The sequence below is a fragment of the Labrenzia sp. CP4 genome (assembly GCF_001579905.1).
Taxonomy (GTDB): domain Bacteria; phylum Pseudomonadota; class Alphaproteobacteria; order Rhizobiales; family Stappiaceae; genus Roseibium; species Roseibium algicola.
Window position 1 is genome coordinate 2,431,331 of the sequence record NZ_CP011927.1, and the last position, 21,932, is coordinate 2,453,262.

Sequence of the window (21,932 nt, forward strand, 5' to 3'; positions counted from 1 at the left end):
GGATAAAAAAGTGACTTCGAGCGGGGAACGACGCGGTCAAAATTGTTACATTTCAATGACATGTAATGAATACATGCGATATAGTTAGAATTGTTCTCAAGTTTTAAAAAAAGACAATTACATTCTGGAAAAGCGCGTTTCGACCTTCTTTAAAACTCATCGTCATTTTCTGTACCAACGCCAAACCGGCACACTTGTGAAAATTGGTAATGGAACATGACTGAAGCGTTGAAAACAGAACTGGTGAACTTCTCGGAGCTGACCGGTGAAGCTGGCAGCGCCCGGAGGGCCGAACTGGCCCGGCATGTCGCAACCCTGTTTGCCCTGACCTCCGATCGGTGCTCCGACGAGCAGGTGGATATTTATGACTCCGTTCTCTTGCGGCTTGTCGACATGGTGGAAGACGAAGTTCGCCGTTATGTCGCTGACCAGATGTCCAGCCTGAGACGCGGTCCGGAAGAAACCATCCGCCGTCTGGCCGATGACGAGATCGAGGTAGCTGAGCCGATCCTGCTGCGCTCCACCGTGCTGCGGGAGGCCGATCTGATCAAGATCGCCGAAAAACGCGGCAATGCGCACCGGTTCGCCATCGCACAGCGCGAAGTTCTGTCTGAAGAGCTGACCGATGTGCTGGTGCGTCGCGGTGATCTGAAGGTCAAGCGCAAGGTGGCCAGCAACGACGGTGCTTGCCTGTCGGATGCATCGATCATGGCCCTTATCAGCGATGCTGCCTCCGATGCGACGCTGCAGCTTTCCTTGAGCGAGCGTGCGGATCTTGCCGAAGCGCATATCGCCAGCCTGATCTCGGTTGCCAGCGAGGAAGTCCGGCGGAAGCTGCATGCAACCGGCCGTGGTCACGAAGCCGAGCGGGTAGAGGAAGCGGCCGATATCGCCGCACAGCGCATGTCCAACCAGTACTGGCTGGGCCGTTACGACTTCGAAACAGCGCGCAGCCGGGTACTGCTGCTGGCCAAACGCGGGATGGTCAATGAGGCGGCCCTGCGCCGGTTCGCCTCGGAAGACCGGTTCGCGGAAGCGGTCGCCACCTTTGCCTGGCTGGTGAGATGCGGTGTCGAGGAAGTCAGCCACTGGATGGTGCGCCCCGATCCGGAGCCGTTCGTCATCCTTGCCAAGGCTTCCGGGTTCTCCTCCATCACCGTGGGTTCCCTGCTGGCCATCGGCCCCTGGCGCCACCGCCTGACACCGGATGTGCGCAGCGATGCCATGGCCATGTTCGAGCGCATGACGATCGCCGAAGCCAAACGCAAGATGGCTCATTGGAACAACACCGTTCTGCACTGACACAATTAAGCAAGGCGCCTCCTGCCTGCATGTAAGGCCCGGTTCGAAAGGATCGGGCCTCTTCTTTTTCAGCGCCTTGCGAAAAGCCAGCTTTCTTTCAAATGGCACAGATCCGTGCCAAGAAAGACGGGGATCCTTTTCGCGACTCGTCCTGGGGCTGACATGCGCTTTTCACATCCAACCAATCGCCGATCCTGTCTTGCCGATGGCGGCCGCAAGAGGCCAGGCAAGGCATTCCTTCTTCTGTCAGGTCTGCTTGCACTCTTTCTGTGTCTGGGTGGTTTGCCCTCAGGGGCGCAGGCACAGGGAATACCCGGGCTGTTTTCCGGAAAGGGCTCTACCAAGACCGACACCGGTACCGGGGCTCCGGCCGCTGAAACGACGACAGATGGAAACGCGCAGCCGGAAGCGGCTGGCTCTGTAGTGGCGCCGGCCGACGGCGCCGGCGAAGGCGCAAACCTTCTTCAGACCGTGGACGAGTTCACCGAAGATGCCGTCGAGGCCCGGGATGTCCTCAAATCCATCGTGCAGAAAATTCCCGAGATCCAGGATGTGATGGTGGAGACCCTGCGCGCCCAGGGGGGCGAACGGGGTCTCAACTGGATGTCGTCGACGCTGGTGGACATTCTGATAGCCGTTGTTCTCGGCCTTGTGGCCTCTTCCCTGGTGAACCGTTGGGGCCGGCGGCAATTCGCGTCCTGGTACCAGCCGGACGCGACGACACGGGCTGACAAGATTATCTATCTTTATGCCCGGGCGATCCTGATGTTCGTCGGTGTCGGGCTCTTCTTTGCCGTAGCGGCCGGGGTATTTCTTCTGGTCGGAACGGGCATTGATGCATCCAACAAGACCGCACTTGTGGTTGTCGGCACCATGGCGGTTTTTCTGGCGCTCCGTGTTGTCTGGCTGAATGTGCTGGCACCCGACGCGGAGAGCCACCGGTTGCTGGCGCTTTCCAATCAGGAAGCGACCAGGCTCTACAGGACGCTGCTTGTCGGCTCCGCCATTTCCCTTGCGGCGGTTGCCTTCTGCCTCTGGATGGAGCGACTGGGTCTGTCGCCTGACATTCACAAGCTGGCATTGATTGCAGCCTCCGCGCTGTCGATGGTCATCCTGTCCGGCATCGCGATTGTCTATCGCAGGGTGATTGCGCGGCTGATCCGGGGAAAGAAGGGGGCTGAAGCGCCGATCTGGCGAAGAGTTCTGGCCAGCGGCTGGCACTTTGTTGCCGTTGCCTATTTCTTCCTCGCCTGGGGGATTTCGGCAGTGCGTATCCTGCTCGACTTGCCGGACGCGATCGGTCTGGTCGGTGCGCCGCTGGAAGTGCTGCTGATGGCTGCGGTTGCCTATGGGCTGCTGATCCTGCTCATCGACCGGGTTCTGTTGCCGCGGCTGGACACGGCCGCCGCACAGGAGAAGATTGCCGAGGATATCAAACGTGCCGAAGCAGGCGAGGGCGGCGAAGAGGATGTTGCCAGCACTTTGGCCCAGGCGCGCGCGGAAGCTGCCGAGCGGGAAGCGCGGCGCTCACCCTTCCGGGACCTGTTCGACCGGGGCGCCACTATTCTGGTCGTGTTCACCTCGCTGGACATGCTGGCTTCCAAATGGGGACTGCCGCTTGCCGGTAGCGGCTCGCTGATCGGTTCCTTCGTCGAGGTGCTTCTGGTCATGTTCCTTGGCTACATGGCCTATGAGGCCGTGAAAATCGTCATTGACCGGGAAATTGCCAAGGAAGCGCCTGCCGAGAAAGACGAAGAGGCGGAAGTCGGCGGAACCGGTGAGAGCCGGATTTCCACCTTGCTGCCGATCTTCCGCAATTTCCTGCTCATCACGATCGTGGTGATCGCCACAATGGTGATCCTGTCGCAACTGGGCGTAAATATCGCGCCATTGTTCGCCGGTGCCGGTGTCGTCGGTCTGGCAGTTGGATTCGGGGCTCAAACCCTCATCCGGGATATCTTCTCCGGAGCTTTCTATCTGATCGACGATGCCTTCCGGAAAGGGGAATACATCGATATCGGCAGCGCCAAGGGCGTTGTCGAAAAGATTTCGATCCGGTCGATGCAGTTGCGGCACCACCGCGGTGCGCTTACGACGGTTCCCTTTGGCGAAATTCAGAAAGTGGAGAATTTCTCGCGAGACTGGGCGGTGATGAAACTTGCGTTCCGCGTTACCTACGACACCGACGTGGAAAAGATGCGCAAGATCATCAAGAACTTCGGCAAGGAACTGCTGGAGGACGAGTATTTCGGGCCCATGTTCCTGGCGCCGCTGAAATCTCAGGGCATCATGTCGATGGAAGACAGTGCCATGATCGCGCGTGTCAAGTTCACCACCAAGCCTGGCAAGCAGTTCGAGCTTCGCAAGGTTGTTTATGCGGGGCTTCGCGACCTCTTCGAAAAGAACGGCATCAGGTTCGCACATCGCCAGGTGACCGTGCGTGTTGCCGGGTCTGACGGCGATGAGGAGGTCGTGACACCCGGCGCCAGGGAAGCTGCTGCGGCTGGTGCTGCCGCGGCTGGAATGCTGGGTGAGGGAATTGGTGACGAGACCGGCGGCAGCGCCGAGGACCAGCTCTAGCACCCGCTGTGTCGCAGCGCCGGATCCTGGACTTGCGGCGAGACCGCCATAATGGTGTGCTTCACTTCTCGGATCGCAAATGTGAAGGGGGAGACTATGCTGAAACCAATGTTTCTGGGAACTGCGCTTGCGGTTGCCCTGTCATGCCAGGCCATTGCGGGACCTTTGCAGGACAAGGCGGCTGAAGCGGAGGCCGCGCTTGATGCTGGCAAGGGCGGGGAAGCCATCTCTTTGATGCGCGAGGCTCTTTTCGACGTTTGGTCGAAAGCCACCATTTCCATTCCAACCGCCTTGTTCGTGATGGCCCCTGCCGACGGCTTCGGCATCTATAAACCCAGGGGGGATGCAGCTTTCGGAGCGGACGAGCCGTTGCGCATCTATCTGGAGCCGGTTGGCTTCGACTGGAAACAGCAGGATGGCCTGTTCACATCCCTTCTGACCGTCGACTTCGACCTCGCGTCGCCCGATGGCAAGGTGCTGGCAGGGCAAAAGGGCTTCGGCCGGTTCGACTTCAAGAGCCACGTGCCCAATACCGAATACATGGCCAACCTGACCCTGAATGTCAGCGGGGCTCCGGCGGGCGACTATGTACTGGAACTCACCGTCAACGATGAATTCAGCGGCAATTCCGCGAAAGTCCGGATGCCCTTTTCGATCAAGTAGGTGCATCGGCAACAGGGTGAGGGGCGGTCTATTCGCTTTTGTGCGCCAGGTCCGTGGACCTCTTGACTGAAATCCGATATCGGTCCCGGCAGGCACCAGGAAGAGGCTTGCCATGACTTGAGCTGCCATCCGGCAGCCGGGATGCGCCACCCTTCGCTGATCGAGGAAACCGGGCCCAGGCATGAAGCTCTACGACTGTTTTGTCTTCCATAACGAATTCGACCTTCTGGAAATCCGTCTTCGGGAGATGGAGAACCATGTCGACAAGTTTGTCCTGGTGGAAGCGAACCAGACGCAACGCGGTGGTCCCAAGCCGTTCTACTTTGCGGAAAATCGCGAACGGTTTGCGCCCTGGGCCGACAAGATCATCGATCTTCAGGTCGAGTTTCCCGATGAATTGCCACCGGCGCTCGGCGTCTACAAGAATCGCCGGAAAGCGGACTGGGAGCGCGAGAACTATCAGCGCAATTGCATTGCACGGGGGCTGGAAGCCTGTGCGCCGGACGACGTCATCCTTCTGTCGGATGTCGACGAGATCGTGCGGGCGGAAGTTCTGAAGAAGGTGCTGGACGAGCAGCTCTACAAGGGGCGGCTGCTGGTGTTCGAACAGAGCCTGCACAAACACCATCTCGACCGGATCGTTCCCGGCAAGACCTGGCTGCTGGGGTCGCGGATGATTGAAAAGAAGTACCTGACCACGCCGCAGCAACTGCGCCGGACAAAGGCCCGGATGACGAAAAAGCCCTACGTGCCGGGTTTCGTCACCCAGCCGCTTCTCAGGATCCGCAACAACAACCTGTCGGGCATCAGCCGCCCGGTGAAAATCCTGCCCGATGCAGGCTGGCATTTTTCCTCCATGGGCGGCGTGGAAGCCTTCCGGACCAAACTGGCATCTGTCGTCCATGGGCAGACGGTCGATACCAGCGATATCGAAAGGCTCTACGCGAAAGAGCTTGTCGGCACCGAGATCATCCCGCGCGAAGGTCTGCCGGGCTGTGTGCGTGAGGGGCGCTTCGATCACATGCTGGATCAAGGTGCTGTGCCTGCCGAAAGCTGAAGAGTTCCGCCGAATTCGGTCTTTGGTAATCGGATACCTGATCCGTTCGGGAGGGCACGCTCGAAGATCGCAACCATGTGACTATTCCGATCGAGCTTCTACACGATGCGGGCTGGAGGCTTCCTCGCCCAAGGAGATGGCGTCGTCTTCTTGTGGGAAATATTCACATGAAGCCGATTTGGGGCCTGACCTGGAGAACGTATCCATGAACCTTCCGCCGCTTTAGCGACTGACGGCATCTGTAGGAGCGGCCACGGGAAGAGTTTCAGTGGCGGACAGTTGCCGCGAGGATACTTCCAGAGAGGGTGGTCGAGCCTGCGACCGGTGTTGTGTCGTGTGCTGCCGATCCGCGATATGAGAGCAAAATATTCTCCCTCTTTCTGCATTTTTGCTCTTTCTTCTCCTGCAATCGCTTCCACATTCCGGCACTAAGGCCACTCACTCATCATGCCGGAAAGGAATTGATATGAGCTGGTTCAAAGCGATTGCCGCGGCCGCAGTGCTGCAGGTACTTACCCTTTCTCCCTCGCAGGCGGGTGACAACCTCGATGCGATCAAATCGGCAGGTGTCCTGAAGATCGGCACCGAAGGCACCTACGCGCCTTTCACCTTCCACGACGGGGAAGGCAAGCTGGTCGGTTTCGATGTCGAAATCGGCGAGGCCGTTGCCGAAAAACTTGGCGTCAAGGCCGAGTTCATCGAAGGCAAATGGGACGGACTGATCGCCGGCCTGGACGTCAAGCGCTACGACGTGGTCATCAATCAGGTTGGCATCACCGACGCCCGCAAGCAGAAATACGATTTCTCCGACCCCTATATCGCCTCCAAGGCAGTGCTGATCGTTCGCGACAGCAATGACGACATCAATGGCTTCGAAGACCTCGCCGGCAAAAAGGCGGCTCAGTCCTTGACCAGCAATTTCGGCAAGCTGGCGGAAGAAGCCGGAGCGGAACTGGTCGGCACCGACGGGTTCGACCAGTCCATCCAGCTGGTGCTGACACGCCGCGCCGATGCGACCATCAACGACAGCCTGTCCTATCTGGACTTCAAGAAGCAGAAACCGGATGCGCCGGTGAAGGTTGTCGCCGAGAAAGCAAATGCCGACTATTCCGGCATTCTGGTGCGCAAGGGTGATCCGGAACTGGTTGCAGCCCTGAATTCGGCGCTGGCCGACATCAAGGCGGATGGTACCTACCAGGCGATTTCCGACAAGTACTTTGGTCAGGACGTGTCCAACTGACATGATGAAGGCCGGTCAACGCAGATCTAGACCGGCCCTTCTCACCTAAACGAAAAGCGCCGGGCGTTCGCGCCGGGCGCGTTTTTTTGGAGCTTTATCGTGCCTCACTGGCTTCAGTTGATGATCGATTCCCTGCCGACACTTCTGTGGGCTGGGGTCAAATTCACCATTCCGCTCACGCTGTTGTCCTTCGCACTGGGGCTCAGTCTTGGTCTGACCACGGCTGTCACACGCCTGTTCGCGCCGCTGCCGCTGGTGCTGGTCGCGCGCTTTTATGTCTGGGTCTTCCGGGGAACGCCGCTGCTGGTACAGCTCTTCGTGATCTTTTACGGCCTGCCCAGTATCGGTATCTTGCTGGATGCGTTTCCAGCCGCCCTGATCGGCTTTACGCTCAATGTCGGTGCCTATTCGTCGGAGATCATCCGGGCTGCCATTTCCTCCGTGCCGAAGGGACAGTGGGAAGCCGCGTTTTCCACCGGGATGACATGGCGCCAGGCGATGATGCGCACGATCCTGCCGCAAGCCGGACGCGTGGCGGTGCCGCCGCTGTCGAATACTTTCATTTCGCTGGTCAAGGATACGTCTCTGGCCGCTGCCATCACGGTGCCGGAGTTGTTCCAGTCGGCGCAGCGCATCGTTGCCACCACATATGAGCCACTGATCCTCTACATCGAGGCAGCCCTGATCTACCTTGCCATGAGTTCCGTGCTTGCCTGGCTGCAGGAGCGGCTGGAAGTCCGGTTTGCACGATATGGCGGCATGCTGGAGACCTCAAGATGATCGAGCTTTCCAATATCGAGAAGAAGTTCGGCGAAGCGCTCATCCTGGATGATATTTCGCTGCGTTTTCCCGAGGGCAGCGTTACGGCGCTTGTTGGCCCTTCAGGTGGCGGCAAGAGCACGCTGCTGCGCTGTATCAATCTTCTGGAGATCCCGACCTCCGGCAGCGTTCAGGTCGGCGATCACAGGATCACCTTCAAGCCAGGTGCGGCGGTGCAGCAGGCATCGGTTCAGAAGATCCGCTGCGAGACGGGCATGGTGTTCCAGAACTTTCAGCTCTTTCCGCACAGGACAGTGATCGAGAATGTGATGGAAGGCCTGCTGGTGGTTCAGAAATGGCCCCGTGAAAAGGCTCGGCAGCGGGCATTGGATCTGCTCGAAAAGGTCGGCATGTCGCACAAGACCGACGCCTGGCCGGCCAATCTTTCCGGCGGTCAGCAGCAGCGTGTTGCGATTGCCCGTGCTCTTGCACCTTCGCCCAAGGTGCTTTTATGCGACGAGCCGACTTCCGCGCTCGATCCGGAACTGGCCGGTGAGGTGGTCGACGTACTCGGTCAGCTTGCCCGGGAAGGGACCACCATGGTGATGGCGACACACGACCTGCGACTGGCATCGCAGATCGCAAATCATGTCGTCTTTCTGGAGGCCGGGCAGGTGGTGGAAACCGGAGATGCGGACGCGATCTTCCGTCATCCAGAGCGCGAGCGCACCCGCCGGTTTGTCTCCTCCATCAACGCCGCACAGACGCTCTAGGTCAGCGCTGCCGCATTGCTCAGATGCGGGAGGTGGTGCAATTCGGCGTGTCACGCGAGGGCTGGGCTATTGCCCTTGCCCGAGCTCAAGACCGCGTAAGGCAGCTCACCTGACCTGAAGTGGCTCGTTCCATTTGTACTTATGGCCCCGCTCAGCGGATGCGAGGTGGTGCGCAGGTCGGCTCTCGTTTTTCTCCTGCGGGCGTAATTTCGACGAATACAGACCAATCAGTGTCGTATTTGTTTTGATCTCTTGCATGGCGCTTCGATTTCATATAAAGATATCTTTATATCGACATTGATGGCGAAGCGCATGACCGAAGAACAAACCCTGTCCGTTGACGATACCCTGGCCGCCCTGAGGGCTGTCGGCGAGGCGACGCGCCTGAGGCTGATTGCGCTTCTGGCGGAAAGCGAGCTGACGGTGAAGGATGCCACGGCGATCCTCGGACAGAGCCAGCCGCGCATCTCCCGTCATCTGAAGCTGCTTGCAGAAGCGGATCTCATTCAGCGGTTCCCGGAAGGGGCCTGGGTCTACTACCGGTTGGCGGATGGTCCTGAAGGCCAGCTTGCACGCGATCTTGTTGCCCGTATTTCCCTGGAAGACCCGGTGCTGGCGGCCGACCAGGAACGGTTTCGGGCGATCCGCAAGGCCAAGGCGGACGAGGCGGCTGCATATTTTGCAGCCCGCGCGCTTACCTGGGACCGGGAGCGTTCGCTGCATGTTTCCGAAGACGATGTCGAGAAGGCGATGCGCAAGGCACTGGGCGACAAGCCGTTCCAGTCGTTCCTCGACCTTGGCACCGGCACCGGCCGGTTGCTGGAAGTGTTTGCAGACCAGTATGCGACGGCACTTGGTGTCGATGCCTCGCATGACATGCTTGCCGTTGCCCGCGCGAACCTCGCCAAGGCCGGGCTTTCAAACGCCCAGGTGCGCCATGGCGATGTTTACGCACTGAATGTGCCGCCACGGTCCTTCGATGTCGTGGCGATCCACCAGGTGCTGCACTTCCTTGAGGAACCGGCAAGGGCGCTCAACGAAGCTGCTCGCGCGCTGCGTCCCGGCGGCCGCCTGTTGATCATCGATTTTGCTCCGCATCAGCTGGAGTTCCTGCGCGAAAAACACGCGCATCGTCGCCTGGGCTTTGCCCATGACCAGATGGAGCGCTGGCTTGAAGCGCTCGAACTGGACCTGGAACAGGTCACCGATCTTGTTCCGGGAGACGGCAACGACACCAACCTTACCGTAACCCTTTGGCTTGCGCGTGACCGCCGAATTGTCACCGACCTGCCTGCCCGAGACACGTCCCGAGAGGTCGCCTAACATGACAACCTGTTCCAACCGCCGGTCTCACCAGGCCGCACCTTCGCCAATCACGGCTTCGTTCGAATTTTTCCCGCCGAAGTCCGACAAGATGGCGGAGACGCTGTGGCAGACGGTTCAGCGGCTGGCGCCGCTCAGCCCGTCCTTTGTTTCCGTGACCTATGGTGCAGGCGGTTCCACCCGCGAGCGCACGCACCGCACTGTCGAGCGGATCCTGAAGGAAACCGACCTTGCACCGGCGGCACACCTGACCTGTGTCGGTGCGGCGCGCAGCGAAATCGATGCGATCGTCAAGGACTACTGGGATCTGGGCGTGCGTCATCTGGTGGCGCTGCGCGGTGACCCGCTCGACGGCATCGGCTCGCGTTACGTGCCGCATCCGGAGGGCTATGCCTATGCGACCGACCTGGTTGAAGGCGTCAAGAAGATCGCCAATTTCGATATTTCCGTCTCCGGCTATCCGGAAAGGCATCCGGAAAGCGGCAATTGGCAGAAAGAGATCGACAATCTGAAGCGCAAGGTCGACGCCGGTGCGGACCGGATCATTACCCAGTACTTCTTCGACAATGACCTGTTCGATGATTACCTCGACCGGATTGCGGCCGCCGGCATCAATATTCCGGTGATCCCGGGCATTCTGCCGATCCACAATTTCGAACAGACGATGGTGTTCTCCGCCAAGTGCGGCACCTCCATTCCGCAGTGGCTGGCTCGGCGTTTTGCCGGCCTGACCAACGATCCGGAAACCCGGAAGCTGGTTGGCGTTTCGGTTGCCTGCGAACAGGTGATGGACCTGGTCGACCGCGGCATCAACGACTTCCATTTCTACACCATGAACCGGGCCGACCTGACCTTTGCCATCTGCCACATGCTTGGCATGGGGCAGCCGGAAACCAAGGAAACCCTGGCGGCCTGAGGGAGGCGAGGCGGCCGGGCCGGGCGCAGAAACGCGCCAGTTGTTTTGGATTTAGAGCGGATGCCCCCTCTTGGCCTCCTACCCTTATCTGGGTGGGGCAGGGTTGGGGGTATCGGCGCAGCCGGGACACGCTGCTGTCATTCAGGACAGGAACGGCCGGAAACCAAGCGGGAAGCGGAGCGAGATGATCAAGTTAAGCACTGCCGATGCCATTGAATCGACCGCCTATGCGGTGTTGCGCGAGAAGGGCTTCGAGCTTCATGTCGTCGACATGGGCGCGGACAACAATCGTCTGATCGTCGCCACCGACAAGGACCACGAGTTCCGCGGGCATTCGGCCCTCGAAATTCTCGGGCTCCTGGCCGTTTATGAGGCACGCGGCGAAGACTGGCACCCGACCGAAGACGACGTTCACAGCCGCACCAAGTTCTGGGACGCCTCTTACAACGATACCGACCGGGACAGCTGACACGCTGTCCGGTTGCACAGTTAAATCACGCCGGCTTCCGCCGGCCAAACCAACAGAAATTTCCGGAAGGAAACCCCGTGATCAAGTCAGACGCCTTCGAGCGCCTCCGTGACCTCGCCAAGACCCGTATTCTCGTCCTTGACGGTGCCATGGGCACGGAAATCCAGCTTCTGAAACTGGATGAAGCGGCCTACCGCGGTGACCGCTTCAAGGACTGGCCGAGCGACATCAAGGGCAACAACGATCTGCTGAGCCTGACCCAGCCGGACGCGATCCGGAAGATCCATGTCGATTACCTGGAAGCCGGTGCCGACATCGTCGAGACCAATACCTTTTCCTCCACGACGATTGCCCAGGCCGATTACGGCATGGAAGAGCTAGCCTATGAGCTGAACTTTGAAAGCGCGAAACTCGCGCGCGAAGCCTGCGACAAGGTCATGGCGCAGGATCCTTCACGGCCGCGCTTCGTGGCCGGTGCCCTCGGCCCGACCAACCGGACGGCATCGATCTCGCCGGATGTGAACAATCCGGGCTACCGTGCTGTTTCCTTTGATGATCTTCGCATTGCCTATGCTGAAGCCACACGCGGGCTGATTGCCGGCGGTGCCGATATCATCCTGGTCGAAACCATCTTCGATACGCTGAATGCCAAGGCGGCCCTGTTTGCCGTTGATGAGGTCTTCGAGGAAACCGGCAAGATCCTGCCGGTGATGATCTCCGGCACGATCACCGACCTTTCGGGCCGGACGCTTTCCGGTCAGACGCCGGAAGCCTTCTGGAACTCCGTCCGCCACACGAGCCCGCTGACCATCGGCCTGAACTGCGCACTTGGCGCCAAGGAAATGCGCGCCCATGTGGACGAACTCGGCCGTGTTGCCGACACGCTTGTCTGCGCCTATCCGAACGCCGGGCTGCCGAACGAGTTTGGCGAATATGACGAGAGCCCGGAACATATGGCCGGCCTGATCGAGGAGTTCGCCTCGGCCGGTCTGGTCAACGTTGTCGGTGGCTGCTGCGGCACCACGCCTGCGCACATCAGGGCGATTGCCGAAGCCGTTGCGGACAAGAAGCCGCGCGAGATTCCGGAAATCGACGTTCACATGCGCCTGTCTGGCCTGGAGCCCTTCGTGGTGACGAAAGAGACCAACTTCGTCAACGTCGGCGAAAGGACCAACGTCACTGGTTCGGCCAGGTTCCGCAAGCTGATCAAGGAAGGTGATTACGCGACCGCGCTCGACGTTGCCCGCCAACAGGTGGAAAACGGCGCGCAGATCATCGACATCAACATGGACGAAGGCCTGCTCGATTCCGAGGAAGCCATGGTCACGTTCCTGAACCTGGTCGCCGCCGAGCCGGATATCGCCAAGGTTCCGATCATGATCGACAGTTCCAAGTGGACCGTGATCGAAGCGGGTCTCAAATGCATTCAGGGCAAGGGTGTCGTGAACTCCATCTCGATGAAGGAAGGTGAAGAAGCCTTTATCGAGCAGGCGAAGAAAGTACGCCGCTATGGTGCTGCCGTCGTCGTCATGGCTTTCGACGAGAAGGGGCAGGCGGACACTTTCGAGCGCAAGACCGAGATCTGTGCGCGCTCCTACAAGATCCTGACCGAGAAGGTCGGCTTCCCGCCGGAAGACATCATCTTCGACCCGAACATCTTTGCGGTTGCAACTGGCATTGAGGAACACAACAACTACGGCGTCGATTTCATCGAGGCGACCGGCTGGATTCGCGAGAACCTGCCGCACGCCCATGTGTCGGGCGGCGTGTCGAACCTGTCGTTCTCATTCCGCGGCAATGAAGCCGTGCGCGAGGCAATGCACTCTGTCTTCCTCTACCACGCCATCAAGCGCGGCATGGACATGGGCATCGTCAACGCCGGCCAGCTTGCGGTCTACAACGATCTGGAAACCGAGCTGCGCGAGCTGTGTGAGGACGTCGTTCTCAACCGGCGCAAGGACAGCACCGACCGGATGCTGGAAGCGGCCGAGCGCTGGAAAGGCGAGGGCGGCAAGAAACGGGAAGCCGATCTCACCTGGCGCACCTGGGGTGTTGCCAAGCGCCTGGAACACGCGCTCGTTCACGGCATTGCCGATTACGTGGAAGAAGATACCGAAGAAGCCCGCCAGGCCTTCGACCGGCCGCTGCACGTGATCGAAGGCCCGCTGATGGACGGCATGAACGTCGTCGGCGATCTCTTCGGCTCCGGGCAGATGTTCCTGCCGCAGGTGGTCAAATCCGCCCGCGTCATGAAGAAGGCGGTCGCCTATCTGATGCCGTTCATGGAAAAGGAAAAGGAAGAGCTTGGCCAGACGGGTCATTCTTCCGCCGGCAAGATCCTGATGGCGACGGTCAAGGGCGATGTGCATGACATCGGCAAGAACATTGTCGGCGTCGTGCTCCAGTGCAACAACTTCGAGGTGATCGATCTCGGCGTCATGGTGCCGGCAGCGAAGATCCTCGATACCGCGCGTCAGGAAAAGGTCGACATGATCGGGCTGTCCGGCCTGATCACACCGTCGCTGGACGAAATGTGCCACGTTGCCGCCGAGCTGGAACGTGAAGGGCTTGATGTGCCGCTGCTGATCGGCGGGGCGACCACGTCCAAGATCCATACAGCGGTGAAGATCCACCCGAACTATGCCCGCGGCCAGGCAATCTATGTCACCGATGCGGGCCGGGCTGTCGGTGTTGCCTCCAAGCTGATGAGCGAAGGTGGCCGCGCGCCTTACTATGCCGATGTGCGCGCCGAATATGCCGATATTGCCGAAAAGCATGCAGCCGGCAGGGGCTCTCAGCAGCGCACGTCGCTGAAAGCCGCGCGGGACAATGCCTTCAAGGCCGACTTTAAGGGCAAACAGCCGGTTGCGCCGAAGAAGCCAGGCACCACTGTCTATGACGATTTCCCGCTGGAGGAACTCGTGCCGTTCATCGACTGGACGCCGTTCTTCTCCACCTGGGAGATCAAGGGCCGTTATCCGGCGGTACTGACCGACAATCGCTACGGCCCGGCGGCCAAGGCGCTTTTCGACGATGCCCGGCGGATGCTCGATGAAATCGTTGAAAAGAAGCTGCTGACGGCACGTGGTGTTGCAAGCCTGTGGCCGGCCAATGCGGTTGGTGACGATGTGCGTGTCTTCACCGATGAAAGCCGGAGCGAAACGCTGGCGACCTTCCACACGCTGCGCCAGCAGATGAGCCGGACTGCAGGTGGCCGCGCCAATATCGCCCTCAGCGATTTCGTTGCGCCCGAGGCCAGCGGCATTGCCGACTGGATTGGCGGATTTGCCGTTACTTCGGGTCATGGCGAGGACGAGCTGGCGGCGCGTTACACCAGGGAGTCGGACGACTACAACAAGATCCTCTCCCAGGCCCTGGCAGACCGGCTGGCGGAAGCCTTTGCCGAGAAGCTGCACCAGATCGTACGCAAGGACATTTGGGGCTACGCCGCCGCCGAAGACTTGTCCATCGACGATATCATCTCGGAAAAATATCAGGGCATTCGTCCGGCACCGGGCTACCCGGCCCAGCCGGACCATACGGAAAAGGATACCCTGTTCCGGCTGCTCGATGCGGAACGCCTGACAGGCATTCAGCTGACAGAGAGCAGGGCCATGTTGCCGGGGTCTTCCGTTTCCGGGCTCTATTTCGGTCATGCCGACAGCCATTATTTCGGTGTCGGCAAGATCGAGAAGGACCAGGTGGAGGATTACGCCGCACGCAAAGGTTGGGATCTGGCCTACGCGGAACGCTGGCTGGCTCCGATTCTCAACTACGATCCGGCCCGGATGGTCGCTGCCGAGTAGGGGCCGCATCACCAGAACCGACTGGAAACAGATGGCCTCTCGCGTGTCGCACGCGGGAGGCCATTTATTTTCTCCAATGAATTAAATGACGTAAGGAAAATAACACAAATTTTTGAGAATATGCACATTGTGCACTCTTGTAATGTGCACGCAGTGCGCTAACATATGTTCTATCAGGTGAGTGCCGATAAAGGTTCTGCGCACACCAAAGGAGAAAAAAACATGACTGTGCAAATCGCTAGAATTTTGCTGGTTCAGCATCGCCAGGATTACAACCGGGACCGCCTTGCGTGGTTGCCGGCGCGGCTTTATCGCTCCTGGCGTGAAGCCCTTCCGAAGGTTCAGGAGACCATCCGGTCTCTTTGAGCTGGGCCCACCCCGAAATTGGCCCCAAGAAACAAGAACAAGATCACTGGGCGCCTCGTTTGCCCCTGGCGTCTGCCCACTTCCTTACAAAGCCCGGCTTCGGCCGGGTTTTTTGTTGATCTGTGGATGAGCAGAAAGGGACGGGGGTGTTGCTCAGGCCACCGGAAACAGTTTTTTCAGTTCCGCTTCACCTTTCGGCGAAATATGAACGATGCGTCCCGCCGGTTCGCGGCGCAGAAAGCCGCTTTCGGTGAAGCGCGTCAGAAGTGCGGCCCCCAGACCTCCCGCCAGATGATTGCGTCTTTCGCTCCAGTCCAGGCAGGCACGGCACATCGGGCGACGGCTTGCTGTGAGGGCACCCAGGTCAATGCCGATGCCTGAGACGAAACCTTCACCATCTGCGGTCAGGGCGAGGCCGCCTTTATCCGTCGAGACGGCAAGGAACCCGCGCTTCTGCAGGCTGTCGAAAATACGCACCGCCATATCGCCGGCCAAATGGTCGTAGCACACACGGGCGGCCCGCATCTGCGGGTCTCTGGGGCCGGTGCGGGTGCGCAGGTGACCCTTGCGGGCAGCAAGGCCCATCACGGCTTCCAGCACGGCTCCAACTTCCGGGCCCGCGAGCGTGAAATAGCGATGCCGGCCCTGCTTGGCCTGGGTCAGCAAGCCGCCTTCCATCAGTTTCTTCAGGTGCGAACTGGCGGTCTGGCCGGTGATGCCGGCTTCGGTTGCCAGTTCCGTCGCCGTCAGGGCCTTGCCGCTTAACAGCGCGCTCAGAATGTTGGCGCGGGCCGGGTCACCCATCAAGGCGCCGATGCGGGCAATGTCCGGTCCATCCTTCATCGGATCTCCTCCATGGTTCGATCTGCGTCGAAGCATTGCAGACATGGACCGTGGCACACAAGCGCAATCGACACAGCCTTGAAGGAGACCTTGGTGATTACCTGTTTCATCCGCTATCACATCGACCCGACGAAGAAAGCCGCCTTTGAGCAATACGCGCGAAACTGGGGGCAGGCGATCCCGCGTTGCGGTGCGGATCTGATCGGCTATTTTGCACCCCACGAAGGCTCGACGACGCTGGCGTACGGTGTTTATTCCATCGAGAACCTTGCGGCATATGAAGCCTACCGGGCGCGGCTTGCCGCGGACCCGTTGGGGCAGGAGAACTATGCGTTTGCCATGAAGGAAAAATTCATCTTGCGGGAAGACCGCACGTTTCTGAAACTGGCCTCCGCACCGCATGGCATGGGAGAGAAACTCAAATGATTGCCGTCATCTTCGAAGTGATCCCGCATGCGGACAAGAAACAGGCTTATCTCGACATGGCTGCCGAGATGAAGCCCCTGGTCGAACAGATCGACGGGTTCCTGTCCGTCGAGCGATTCCAGAGCCTCACCAATCCGGAGAAATTACTGTCGGTCTCCTTCTTTCGCGATGAAGCCGCGCTGAATGAATGGCGGCAGCTCACGCAGCATCGCAAGGCGCAGCGTGCCGGACGGAACAGCTATTTCAAGGACTACCGGTTGCGGGTGGCGCAGGTGCTGCGCGACTATGGCATGGACGAGCGCGACGAGGCTCCCGCCGACAGCCGCGACGTGAACGGTTAAGCCGGCAGCCATGCAAAACAGATCCATCGAACTGGCGCTTTTGGGTGTGCTCGCCCTGCTCTGGGGCTCGTCCTACATGTGGATCAGCCTGGCGCTGCCATCGTTTCCTCCTGCGACGCTGATTGCCATCCGTGTGTCTCTTGCTGCGCTGGCGCTGCTGGCCATCATGGCTGCAAGGGGCATTCGGATGCCGCTGGACAGGCAAAACTGGAAGCAGTTCTTCATCCAGTCCCTGGTGAACAGCACAGGACCCTGGCTGATGCTTGCGTGGGGCCAGCAATATGCCGGGACGGCCGTCTCCAGCGTTCTGAATTCAACCTCGCCGCTCTGGGTCTTCGCCTTTTCGTTCCTGCTGCTGAACCATGGCGAAAGGCCAGGTGCCCGGCAACTCACCGGCGCCTTGTTCGGCTTTGCCGGTATCGTGCTGATCGTCGGTGTCGGTGCGCTTGAGGATATCGGCAGGAACCTTGTGCCGCAGCTTGTCGTCCTGTTCGGGGCTGCGCTCTATGGCATCGCGGCCCTGCGCGGCCGTGTCTTTGCGGGTTTGCCGCCCATAGTGCCGGCTGCGGGAACGCTCATCTGCGCATCGGTTGTGCTGGTCCCGGCAAGCCTCATCGTCGACCGGCCCTGGCAGTTGACGCCGGACACGACCGGCATCGTTGCTGCGCTGACGCTCTCGCTCGCGTGCACCGCGTTGGCATTTCTGATCTATTTCCGTCTGCTGTCGACCCTTGGGGCAATGGGAACGGCCAGTCAGGCCTACCTGCGCTCAGGCGTAGGTGTCTTTCTCGGTGTCGTATTCCTGTCGGAGACGCTGGATCTGGAGACCTTTGCCGGAATTTGCCTTGCCATTTTCGGTGTTGTTCTGATCAACTGGCCACGTGCGGTGAAGCGTCAAGACGTTTCGGCTCCAGTATCTGCCGCCAAGTAAGAGGGCATTTGGCCGGCAGGTAACTTGGCGGCCCGATCCGTGCGCATGGTGGCAGAGACTTGCGAGGAGGTGTCCATGAGTGTCCTGACCGTATTCGAGGCCGGTTCCAGGCCATCGCGACGTGCAAATCCGGATTATTTCACTGGAACGGTCTGGCAGGACCCGGTGATCGAGGCGCCCGCGCCGGCCCGCGTGCGCGCATTGCGGGTGACGTTCGAACCGGGGGCACGTACCCACTGGCATACCCATCCGCTTGGGCAGACCCTTCAGATACTGGAAGGGGCAGGTTTTGTGCATCTGTGGGGGCAGGAGAAACTGTCGATACTGCCAGGTGATGTCATCTGGATCCCGCCTGGCGTCAAACATTGGCATGGCGCCGGACCGAACACGTCTCTTGTCCATCTGGCCATACAGGAAGAACAGGACGGTGCGACGGCGGAGTGGCTCGAACCGGTCGATGAGGCCACTTACGCCGGTGGCCTTCAGGCGCGGCGTTGAGCGTCCAGTGTTGCAGTTGCCTCGGCTCCTCTCGGCGAATGCCTTGCGTTCATCCGCGGCACGGGGTGCCGGAGCATATTGTGCTTGCCGGCAGACTCTGGTCAAAAGGACCCATCCATTCATGAAGTGATTGCCCGATGAACATTGCCATTGTCGGGGCCGGGATCGGAGGACTGGCCACAGCCATTCTTCTGGAGCGTCTGGGCCACCGGATTTCCCTGTTTGAACAATTCCGCAAACCGGTTCCCATCGGTTCGGGCTTGATGATCCAGCCTGTCGGGCTTGAAGTCCTGGAGCTGGCTGGTGTCGCAGATGCGGTTCTGAAGCACGCAACACCGATCAAGCGTGTGCTTGGCAGGTCGTCGCAGACCGGCAGACGGGTTCTTGACGTGGACTATGGCGCAGTCCCGGGGCTTGGTATCCACCGGGCCGCGCTGTTTTCCGCGCTTTATGAAAAGGTGCTGACCCGTGCGCTTTACTGGCACACGGATTGCCGGATCACCGGTCACCAGGACGGGAAACTGCGTTTCGCCGATGGCAGCTTTTCCGAGGCCTTCGACCTGATCATCGATGCGTCGGGTGCAAATTCGGTTTTGTCGCCGCTGAAAGCACGCGCACTGTCGTTCGGTGCGATCTGGGGAACTGTCGACTGGGTTTCCGGCGGTCTGCCCGAGGATCATCTTTCCCAGAGGTATCGCGGTGCAGACCACATGATTGGTGTGTTGCCTGTCGGCCTCATGCCGGGACAGGACCGGCGGAAGGCCGCGTTCTTCTGGTCACTTCGCCACGACGCTTATGAAGACTGGCTCAAGGGCGGGCTGGCAGCCTGGAAGGACACGGCGCTGTCGATCTGGCCCGATGCCGGACCCTTTCTGGAGCAGATCACGGATCCGGAGCAAATGACCATGGCGCGCTACAGCCATGGCACCTTGCGCCAGCCCTGGGGTGACAGGATTGCCTTTGTCGGTGATGCCGCCCACCGGGCGAGCCCGCAGCTCGGGCAGGGCGCGAACATGGCTCTGCTGGACGCTGCCGCCCTGGCAAAGTCTTTGGAGACCCTGCCGCTTGACCAGGCTCTACCTGCCTACGGCAAGGCCAGACGTTGGCACGTAGGTGTCTATCAGGCGTTCAGCGCGATGTTCACGCCGGCCTATCAAAGTGACAGCCGGTTGCTGCCCTTTTTGCGCGACAATGTGCTGTTTCCTGTCAGCCGTATCCCGCCCGTTCCCTCGGTGCTGTCGCATCTGATCTCGGGAACGCTTGTGCCACGCGGTATTTGATCCAGTCTATTTGCCCGCCCCGAGCGGCAATCTGACGTCGGCCTGAAGACCACCTTCCGGACGGTTCTTCAACTCGATCCGGCCGCCATGTGCATGGATGATCGAACGGGTGATCGCCAATCCCAGACCGATGCCGCCTGTTTCTTCGCTGCGGGATTCTTCAAGCCTGACAAAGGGTTCGAAGACGTCCTTCAACTTTTCCTCGGGAATGCCGGGACCCTTGTCGGTGATGCGGATGATGGCTTCGCCGGCGGATCTGGCCGCGTGGACCGAGACGCCGTCTCCGTAGCGGATCCCGTTCTCTATCAGGTTCCTCAGGGCCCGTTTCAAGGCCACCGGACGGCACGGAAGCACGATCCGTTCTTCCGTTTCAACGGTGCATTTGTGGCCAAGGTCCTGCTGGTCGCCTGCAAGTGCCTCCAGGATCGCACCAAGATCGGCGTTTTCCGCTGTTTCCGCCTGGGCGTCGTCCCTGGCGAAACGCAGCGCGGCTTCCGTCATCGCAGCCATTTCTTCCAGGGTTTCGATCATCTTGTCGCGGTTTTCCTCGTCCTCGATGAACTCGGCCCGCAGGCGCAATGAAGTGATCGGGGTTCTGAGATCGTGACTGATGGCGGCCAGCATCCGTGTGCGGTCCCTGACAAACCGTGTCAGGCGGTCCTGCATGTCGTTGAAGGCGTTCGTCAGCGAGCGGACTTCGCTCGGCCCGCTGGGTGTCAGTGGCTTCTGTTGTTCGCCGCGACCGAACTTCTCGGCAGCCACGGACAGTTCCTTCAAGGGCCGGGTCACGCGGCGGACGGCAAAACCGATAATGAGCACCATCAGCAAGGCCGTAATCGACAGCTGCACGACCAGAGGCAGAAAATCGCCGGCTGGCGGGCGATAGCTGGTGGCGACATTCAGCCAGCGCCCGTCACTCATCTGGATAGACAGCGACAGGTCTTCCGGCTTGTTCATAATCTTGCGCAGTTTCGAAGGGCGTTCGTGCCGCGGCTCGTCGCGCCACTTCGGATGATCATCGTCGTCTGCCTCGCGGCCACGCGGTCCACGTTTTTCGTCGGCAAGAATGTTGAGATGCACAGTCTGGCCGTGTTCCAGCCTTTCGGCCATGTAGCCCTGCAGGCGTTTTTCGAAACGCGAGTTGCCGGGCGCCGGTGCCAGCGGCTTGTCGCCAAGCCAGAACACTGCGAACCGGCTGCTGCTGGCCACAAGGATCCTGTCCTGCAGGTTTGCAGGTGTATCTTCCATCAGCTCCGCCAGGGAAACAGCGCGCGACAGAAGGTTGTCACGGGCCGCCGCCACGAGCGCGATGCGCCGCTCGTCCTGGAAGATCCAGATGCTGAAGGCCTGTGCCGCGACGATGGCTGCGAGCAGCAGAATGATCAGCTGCGAGGCGAGGGGGCTCGGCCAGAGACGGGACAGGATCGGGCGGGGCGTCGGACGTGTCGTCATTCGGCCGTGTCTCTCACTTCCGCGGTGAACATGTAGCCGCCGCCCCAGACGGTCTTGATGAGTTTGGGGTCTTTCGGATCGATCTCGATCTTTCGGCGCAGACGGGAGACCTGGTTGTCGATGGACCTGTCGAAGACGGCGGGTGTCCGGCCGGTTGTCAGGTCCATCAGCTGGTCGCGGTTCAGCACCATTTTCGGACGTTTGAGGAAGGCACACAGCAACTGGAATTCACCGCTGGAAAGGGCCACCGAAGTCCCTTCGGGGTCCAGAAGCTCTCGACGCGAGACATTCAGCGACCAGCCGTCAAAATGAAGCCTGTCGTGCTCGATCGGATCGCGTTCCTTCGGCACAAGCGATGTACGGCGCAGAACCGCGCGAATGCGCGCGAGCAGTTCGCGGGGGTTGAAGGGCTTAGTAACATAGTCGTCGGCACCGATTTCCAGACCGATCACCCGGTCTGTGTCGTCTGCCATCGCGGTCAGCAGGATCACGGGCATGGAGCCGGTTTCCACCAGATGACGGCACAGGGACAGTCCGTCCTCGCCCGGCATCATGATATCCAGGACGACAAGATCGATGGACGCTGCCTTTAAAGTCTTGCGCGCCTGTGCGGCATTTTCCGCCACGGTTGCGCGCAGTCCGTTCTTGACGAGGTAGCGTGCAAGGGTTTCGCGGATGTCGCGGTGATCGTCCACCACCAGGATATGCGGGCTCGGATCGCTCAAGTGTCTCTCCAATCTGGCCTGCCGGGAATGGTCTCAAACCGGCCGGGCGCTGTGATCCTACTGTTTCTAAGGTAAAAATAGTCTCCGGAACGCGCTTGCGCGACCGGAACTTGTAACAAAGTGTGTCGCAGTGCCCATCCGGGACAGATGGCGACACTTCGGGCCCATTCGGACGGTATTCC

Annotated in this window: 20 protein-coding genes; 17 read left to right on the top strand and 3 right to left on the bottom strand. The window is 60.0% G+C overall.

Features of this window, described 5'->3' with window-relative positions:
• Positions 1–216 precede the first annotated feature (216 nt).
• The 12 genes from ACP90_RS11300 to ACP90_RS28425 all read left to right on the top strand — a co-directional run bounded on the left by ACP90_RS11300 (position 217) and on the right by ACP90_RS28425 (position 15,254).
• A complete protein-coding gene (locus ACP90_RS11300; protein ID WP_023000900.1) occupies positions 217–1,302 on the top strand; it encodes a DUF2336 domain-containing protein in 1,086 nt (361 codons plus the stop codon).
• Positions 1,303–1,464: 162 nt separating this feature from the next.
• Positions 1,465–3,882, top strand: coding sequence for a mechanosensitive ion channel domain-containing protein (locus ACP90_RS11305; RefSeq protein WP_062488395.1), 2,418 nt, complete (start codon positions 1,465–1,467; stop codon positions 3,880–3,882).
• A 96-nt stretch (positions 3,883–3,978) separates the two neighbouring features.
• On the top strand, positions 3,979–4,545 hold the full coding sequence (locus ACP90_RS11310) for a hypothetical protein (RefSeq protein WP_055655034.1): 567 nt from the start codon (positions 3,979–3,981) through the stop codon (positions 4,543–4,545).
• A gap of 181 nt (positions 4,546–4,726) precedes the next feature.
• Positions 4,727–5,602: a hypothetical protein gene (locus ACP90_RS11315; protein ID WP_062488396.1), complete on the top strand. Its 876-nt coding sequence runs from the start codon at positions 4,727–4,729 to the stop codon at positions 5,600–5,602.
• A 466-nt stretch (positions 5,603–6,068) separates the two neighbouring features.
• Complete coding sequence (locus ACP90_RS11320; RefSeq protein ID WP_062488397.1) at positions 6,069–6,842, top strand: amino acid ABC transporter substrate-binding protein; 774 nt, start codon at positions 6,069–6,071, stop codon at positions 6,840–6,842.
• A 99-nt stretch (positions 6,843–6,941) separates the two neighbouring features.
• The gene (locus ACP90_RS11325; RefSeq protein WP_031269252.1) at positions 6,942–7,622 is read left to right on the top strand and encodes an amino acid ABC transporter permease; all 681 of its coding nucleotides are present in this window, start codon (positions 6,942–6,944) and stop codon (positions 7,620–7,622) included.
• Positions 7,619–8,374, top strand: coding sequence for an amino acid ABC transporter ATP-binding protein (locus tag ACP90_RS11330; protein ID WP_062488398.1), 756 nt, complete (start codon positions 7,619–7,621; stop codon positions 8,372–8,374). Before ACP90_RS11325 ends, ACP90_RS11330 begins: the two co-directional genes overlap by 4 nt.
• 312 nt (positions 8,375–8,686) lie before the next feature.
• Positions 8,687–9,697: a metalloregulator ArsR/SmtB family transcription factor gene (locus tag ACP90_RS11335; RefSeq protein WP_031269253.1), complete on the top strand. Its 1,011-nt coding sequence runs from the start codon at positions 8,687–8,689 to the stop codon at positions 9,695–9,697.
• Position 9,698: 1 nt separating this feature from the next.
• Entirely contained in the window at positions 9,699–10,613 is a 915-nt protein-coding gene (gene metF, locus ACP90_RS11340) for a methylenetetrahydrofolate reductase [NAD(P)H] (RefSeq protein WP_023000909.1), read from the top strand.
• Positions 10,614–10,797: 184 nt separating this feature from the next.
• Positions 10,798–11,082: a hypothetical protein gene (locus tag ACP90_RS11345; protein ID WP_077292563.1), complete on the top strand. Its 285-nt coding sequence runs from the start codon at positions 10,798–10,800 to the stop codon at positions 11,080–11,082.
• A gap of 77 nt (positions 11,083–11,159) precedes the next feature.
• A complete protein-coding gene (gene metH, locus ACP90_RS11350; protein WP_062488399.1) occupies positions 11,160–14,888 on the top strand; it encodes a methionine synthase in 3,729 nt (1,242 codons plus the stop codon).
• A 222-nt stretch (positions 14,889–15,110) separates the two neighbouring features.
• A complete protein-coding gene (locus tag ACP90_RS28425; protein ID WP_156912470.1) occupies positions 15,111–15,254 on the top strand; it encodes a hypothetical protein in 144 nt (47 codons plus the stop codon).
• A gap of 153 nt (positions 15,255–15,407) precedes the next feature.
• On the opposite strand, the gene ACP90_RS11360 is transcribed toward ACP90_RS28425, so the two are convergent.
• Positions 15,408–16,097: a winged helix-turn-helix domain-containing protein gene (locus ACP90_RS11360; protein WP_062488401.1), complete on the bottom strand. Its 690-nt coding sequence runs from the start codon at positions 16,095–16,097 to the stop codon at positions 15,408–15,410.
• A 93-nt stretch (positions 16,098–16,190) separates the two neighbouring features.
• Between ACP90_RS11360 and ACP90_RS11365 the strand changes: the two genes are divergently transcribed.
• From ACP90_RS11365 to ACP90_RS11385, 5 genes are all read left to right on the top strand, one after another.
• Positions 16,191–16,523, top strand: coding sequence for an NIPSNAP family protein (locus ACP90_RS11365; RefSeq protein WP_055656646.1), 333 nt, complete (start codon positions 16,191–16,193; stop codon positions 16,521–16,523).
• Positions 16,520–16,864 (top strand): antibiotic biosynthesis monooxygenase, encoded by a 345-nt coding sequence (locus ACP90_RS11370; protein WP_023000915.1) that lies wholly within the window; start codon positions 16,520–16,522, stop codon positions 16,862–16,864. Before ACP90_RS11365 ends, ACP90_RS11370 begins: the two co-directional genes overlap by 4 nt.
• Before the next feature lie 10 nt (positions 16,865–16,874).
• On the top strand, positions 16,875–17,795 hold the full coding sequence (locus ACP90_RS11375; RefSeq protein ID WP_062488402.1) for an EamA family transporter: 921 nt from the start codon (positions 16,875–16,877) through the stop codon (positions 17,793–17,795).
• 75 nt (positions 17,796–17,870) lie between these two features.
• Positions 17,871–18,293 carry a cupin domain-containing protein gene (locus tag ACP90_RS11380; protein WP_023000917.1) on the top strand — a complete coding sequence of 141 codons (423 nt, stop codon included), beginning with the start codon at positions 17,871–17,873 and terminating at the stop codon, positions 18,291–18,293.
• 137 nt (positions 18,294–18,430) lie between these two features.
• Positions 18,431–19,573: an NAD(P)/FAD-dependent oxidoreductase gene (locus ACP90_RS11385; protein WP_062488403.1), complete on the top strand. Its 1,143-nt coding sequence runs from the start codon at positions 18,431–18,433 to the stop codon at positions 19,571–19,573.
• Positions 19,574–19,579: 6 nt separating this feature from the next.
• Here the strand turns inward: ACP90_RS11385 and ACP90_RS11390 are convergent, their stop codons facing one another.
• Both ACP90_RS11390 and ACP90_RS11395 read right to left on the bottom strand, forming a co-directional pair.
• Positions 19,580–21,025 (bottom strand): ATP-binding protein, encoded by a 1,446-nt coding sequence (locus ACP90_RS11390; RefSeq protein WP_062488404.1) that lies wholly within the window; start codon positions 21,023–21,025, stop codon positions 19,580–19,582.
• Positions 21,022–21,750 carry a response regulator gene (locus ACP90_RS11395; RefSeq protein ID WP_023000920.1) on the bottom strand — a complete coding sequence of 243 codons (729 nt, stop codon included), beginning with the start codon at positions 21,748–21,750 and terminating at the stop codon, positions 21,022–21,024. The genes ACP90_RS11390 and ACP90_RS11395 overlap by 4 nt, the downstream gene beginning before the upstream one ends.
• Between the last annotated feature and the right edge of the window lie 182 nt (positions 21,751–21,932).

Excerpts from the sequence above, each read along its gene's own strand:
- ACP90_RS11370 (WP_023000915.1), top strand. The coding sequence starts at position 16,520 with ATGATTGCCGTCATCTTCGAAGTGATCCCGCATGCGGACAAGAAACAG.
- ACP90_RS28425 (WP_156912470.1), top strand. The coding sequence starts at position 15,111 with ATGACTGTGCAAATCGCTAGAATTTTGCTGGTTCAGCATCGCCAGGAT.
- ACP90_RS11315 (WP_062488396.1), top strand. The coding sequence starts at position 4,727 with ATGAAGCTCTACGACTGTTTTGTCTTCCATAACGAATTCGACCTTCTG.
- ACP90_RS11335 (WP_031269253.1), top strand. The coding sequence starts at position 8,687 with ATGACCGAAGAACAAACCCTGTCCGTTGACGATACCCTGGCCGCCCTG.
- ACP90_RS11360 (WP_062488401.1), bottom strand. The coding sequence starts at position 16,097 with ATGAAGGATGGACCGGACATTGCCCGCATCGGCGCCTTGATGGGTGAC.
- ACP90_RS11345 (WP_077292563.1), top strand. The coding sequence starts at position 10,798 with ATGATCAAGTTAAGCACTGCCGATGCCATTGAATCGACCGCCTATGCG.
- ACP90_RS11375 (WP_062488402.1), top strand. The coding sequence starts at position 16,875 with ATGCAAAACAGATCCATCGAACTGGCGCTTTTGGGTGTGCTCGCCCTG.
- ACP90_RS11380 (WP_023000917.1), top strand. The coding sequence starts at position 17,871 with ATGAGTGTCCTGACCGTATTCGAGGCCGGTTCCAGGCCATCGCGACGT.
- ACP90_RS11320 (WP_062488397.1), top strand. The coding sequence starts at position 6,069 with ATGAGCTGGTTCAAAGCGATTGCCGCGGCCGCAGTGCTGCAGGTACTT.
- ACP90_RS11330 (WP_062488398.1), top strand. The coding sequence starts at position 7,619 with ATGATCGAGCTTTCCAATATCGAGAAGAAGTTCGGCGAAGCGCTCATC.
- ACP90_RS11385 (WP_062488403.1), top strand. The coding sequence starts at position 18,431 with ATGAACATTGCCATTGTCGGGGCCGGGATCGGAGGACTGGCCACAGCC.
- ACP90_RS11390 (WP_062488404.1), bottom strand. The coding sequence starts at position 21,025 with ATGACGACACGTCCGACGCCCCGCCCGATCCTGTCCCGTCTCTGGCCG.
- ACP90_RS11300 (WP_023000900.1), top strand. The coding sequence starts at position 217 with ATGACTGAAGCGTTGAAAACAGAACTGGTGAACTTCTCGGAGCTGACC.
- ACP90_RS11310 (WP_055655034.1), top strand. The coding sequence starts at position 3,979 with ATGCTGAAACCAATGTTTCTGGGAACTGCGCTTGCGGTTGCCCTGTCA.
- ACP90_RS11305 (WP_062488395.1), top strand. The coding sequence starts at position 1,465 with ATGCGCTTTTCACATCCAACCAATCGCCGATCCTGTCTTGCCGATGGC.
- metF (WP_023000909.1), top strand. The coding sequence starts at position 9,699 with ATGACAACCTGTTCCAACCGCCGGTCTCACCAGGCCGCACCTTCGCCA.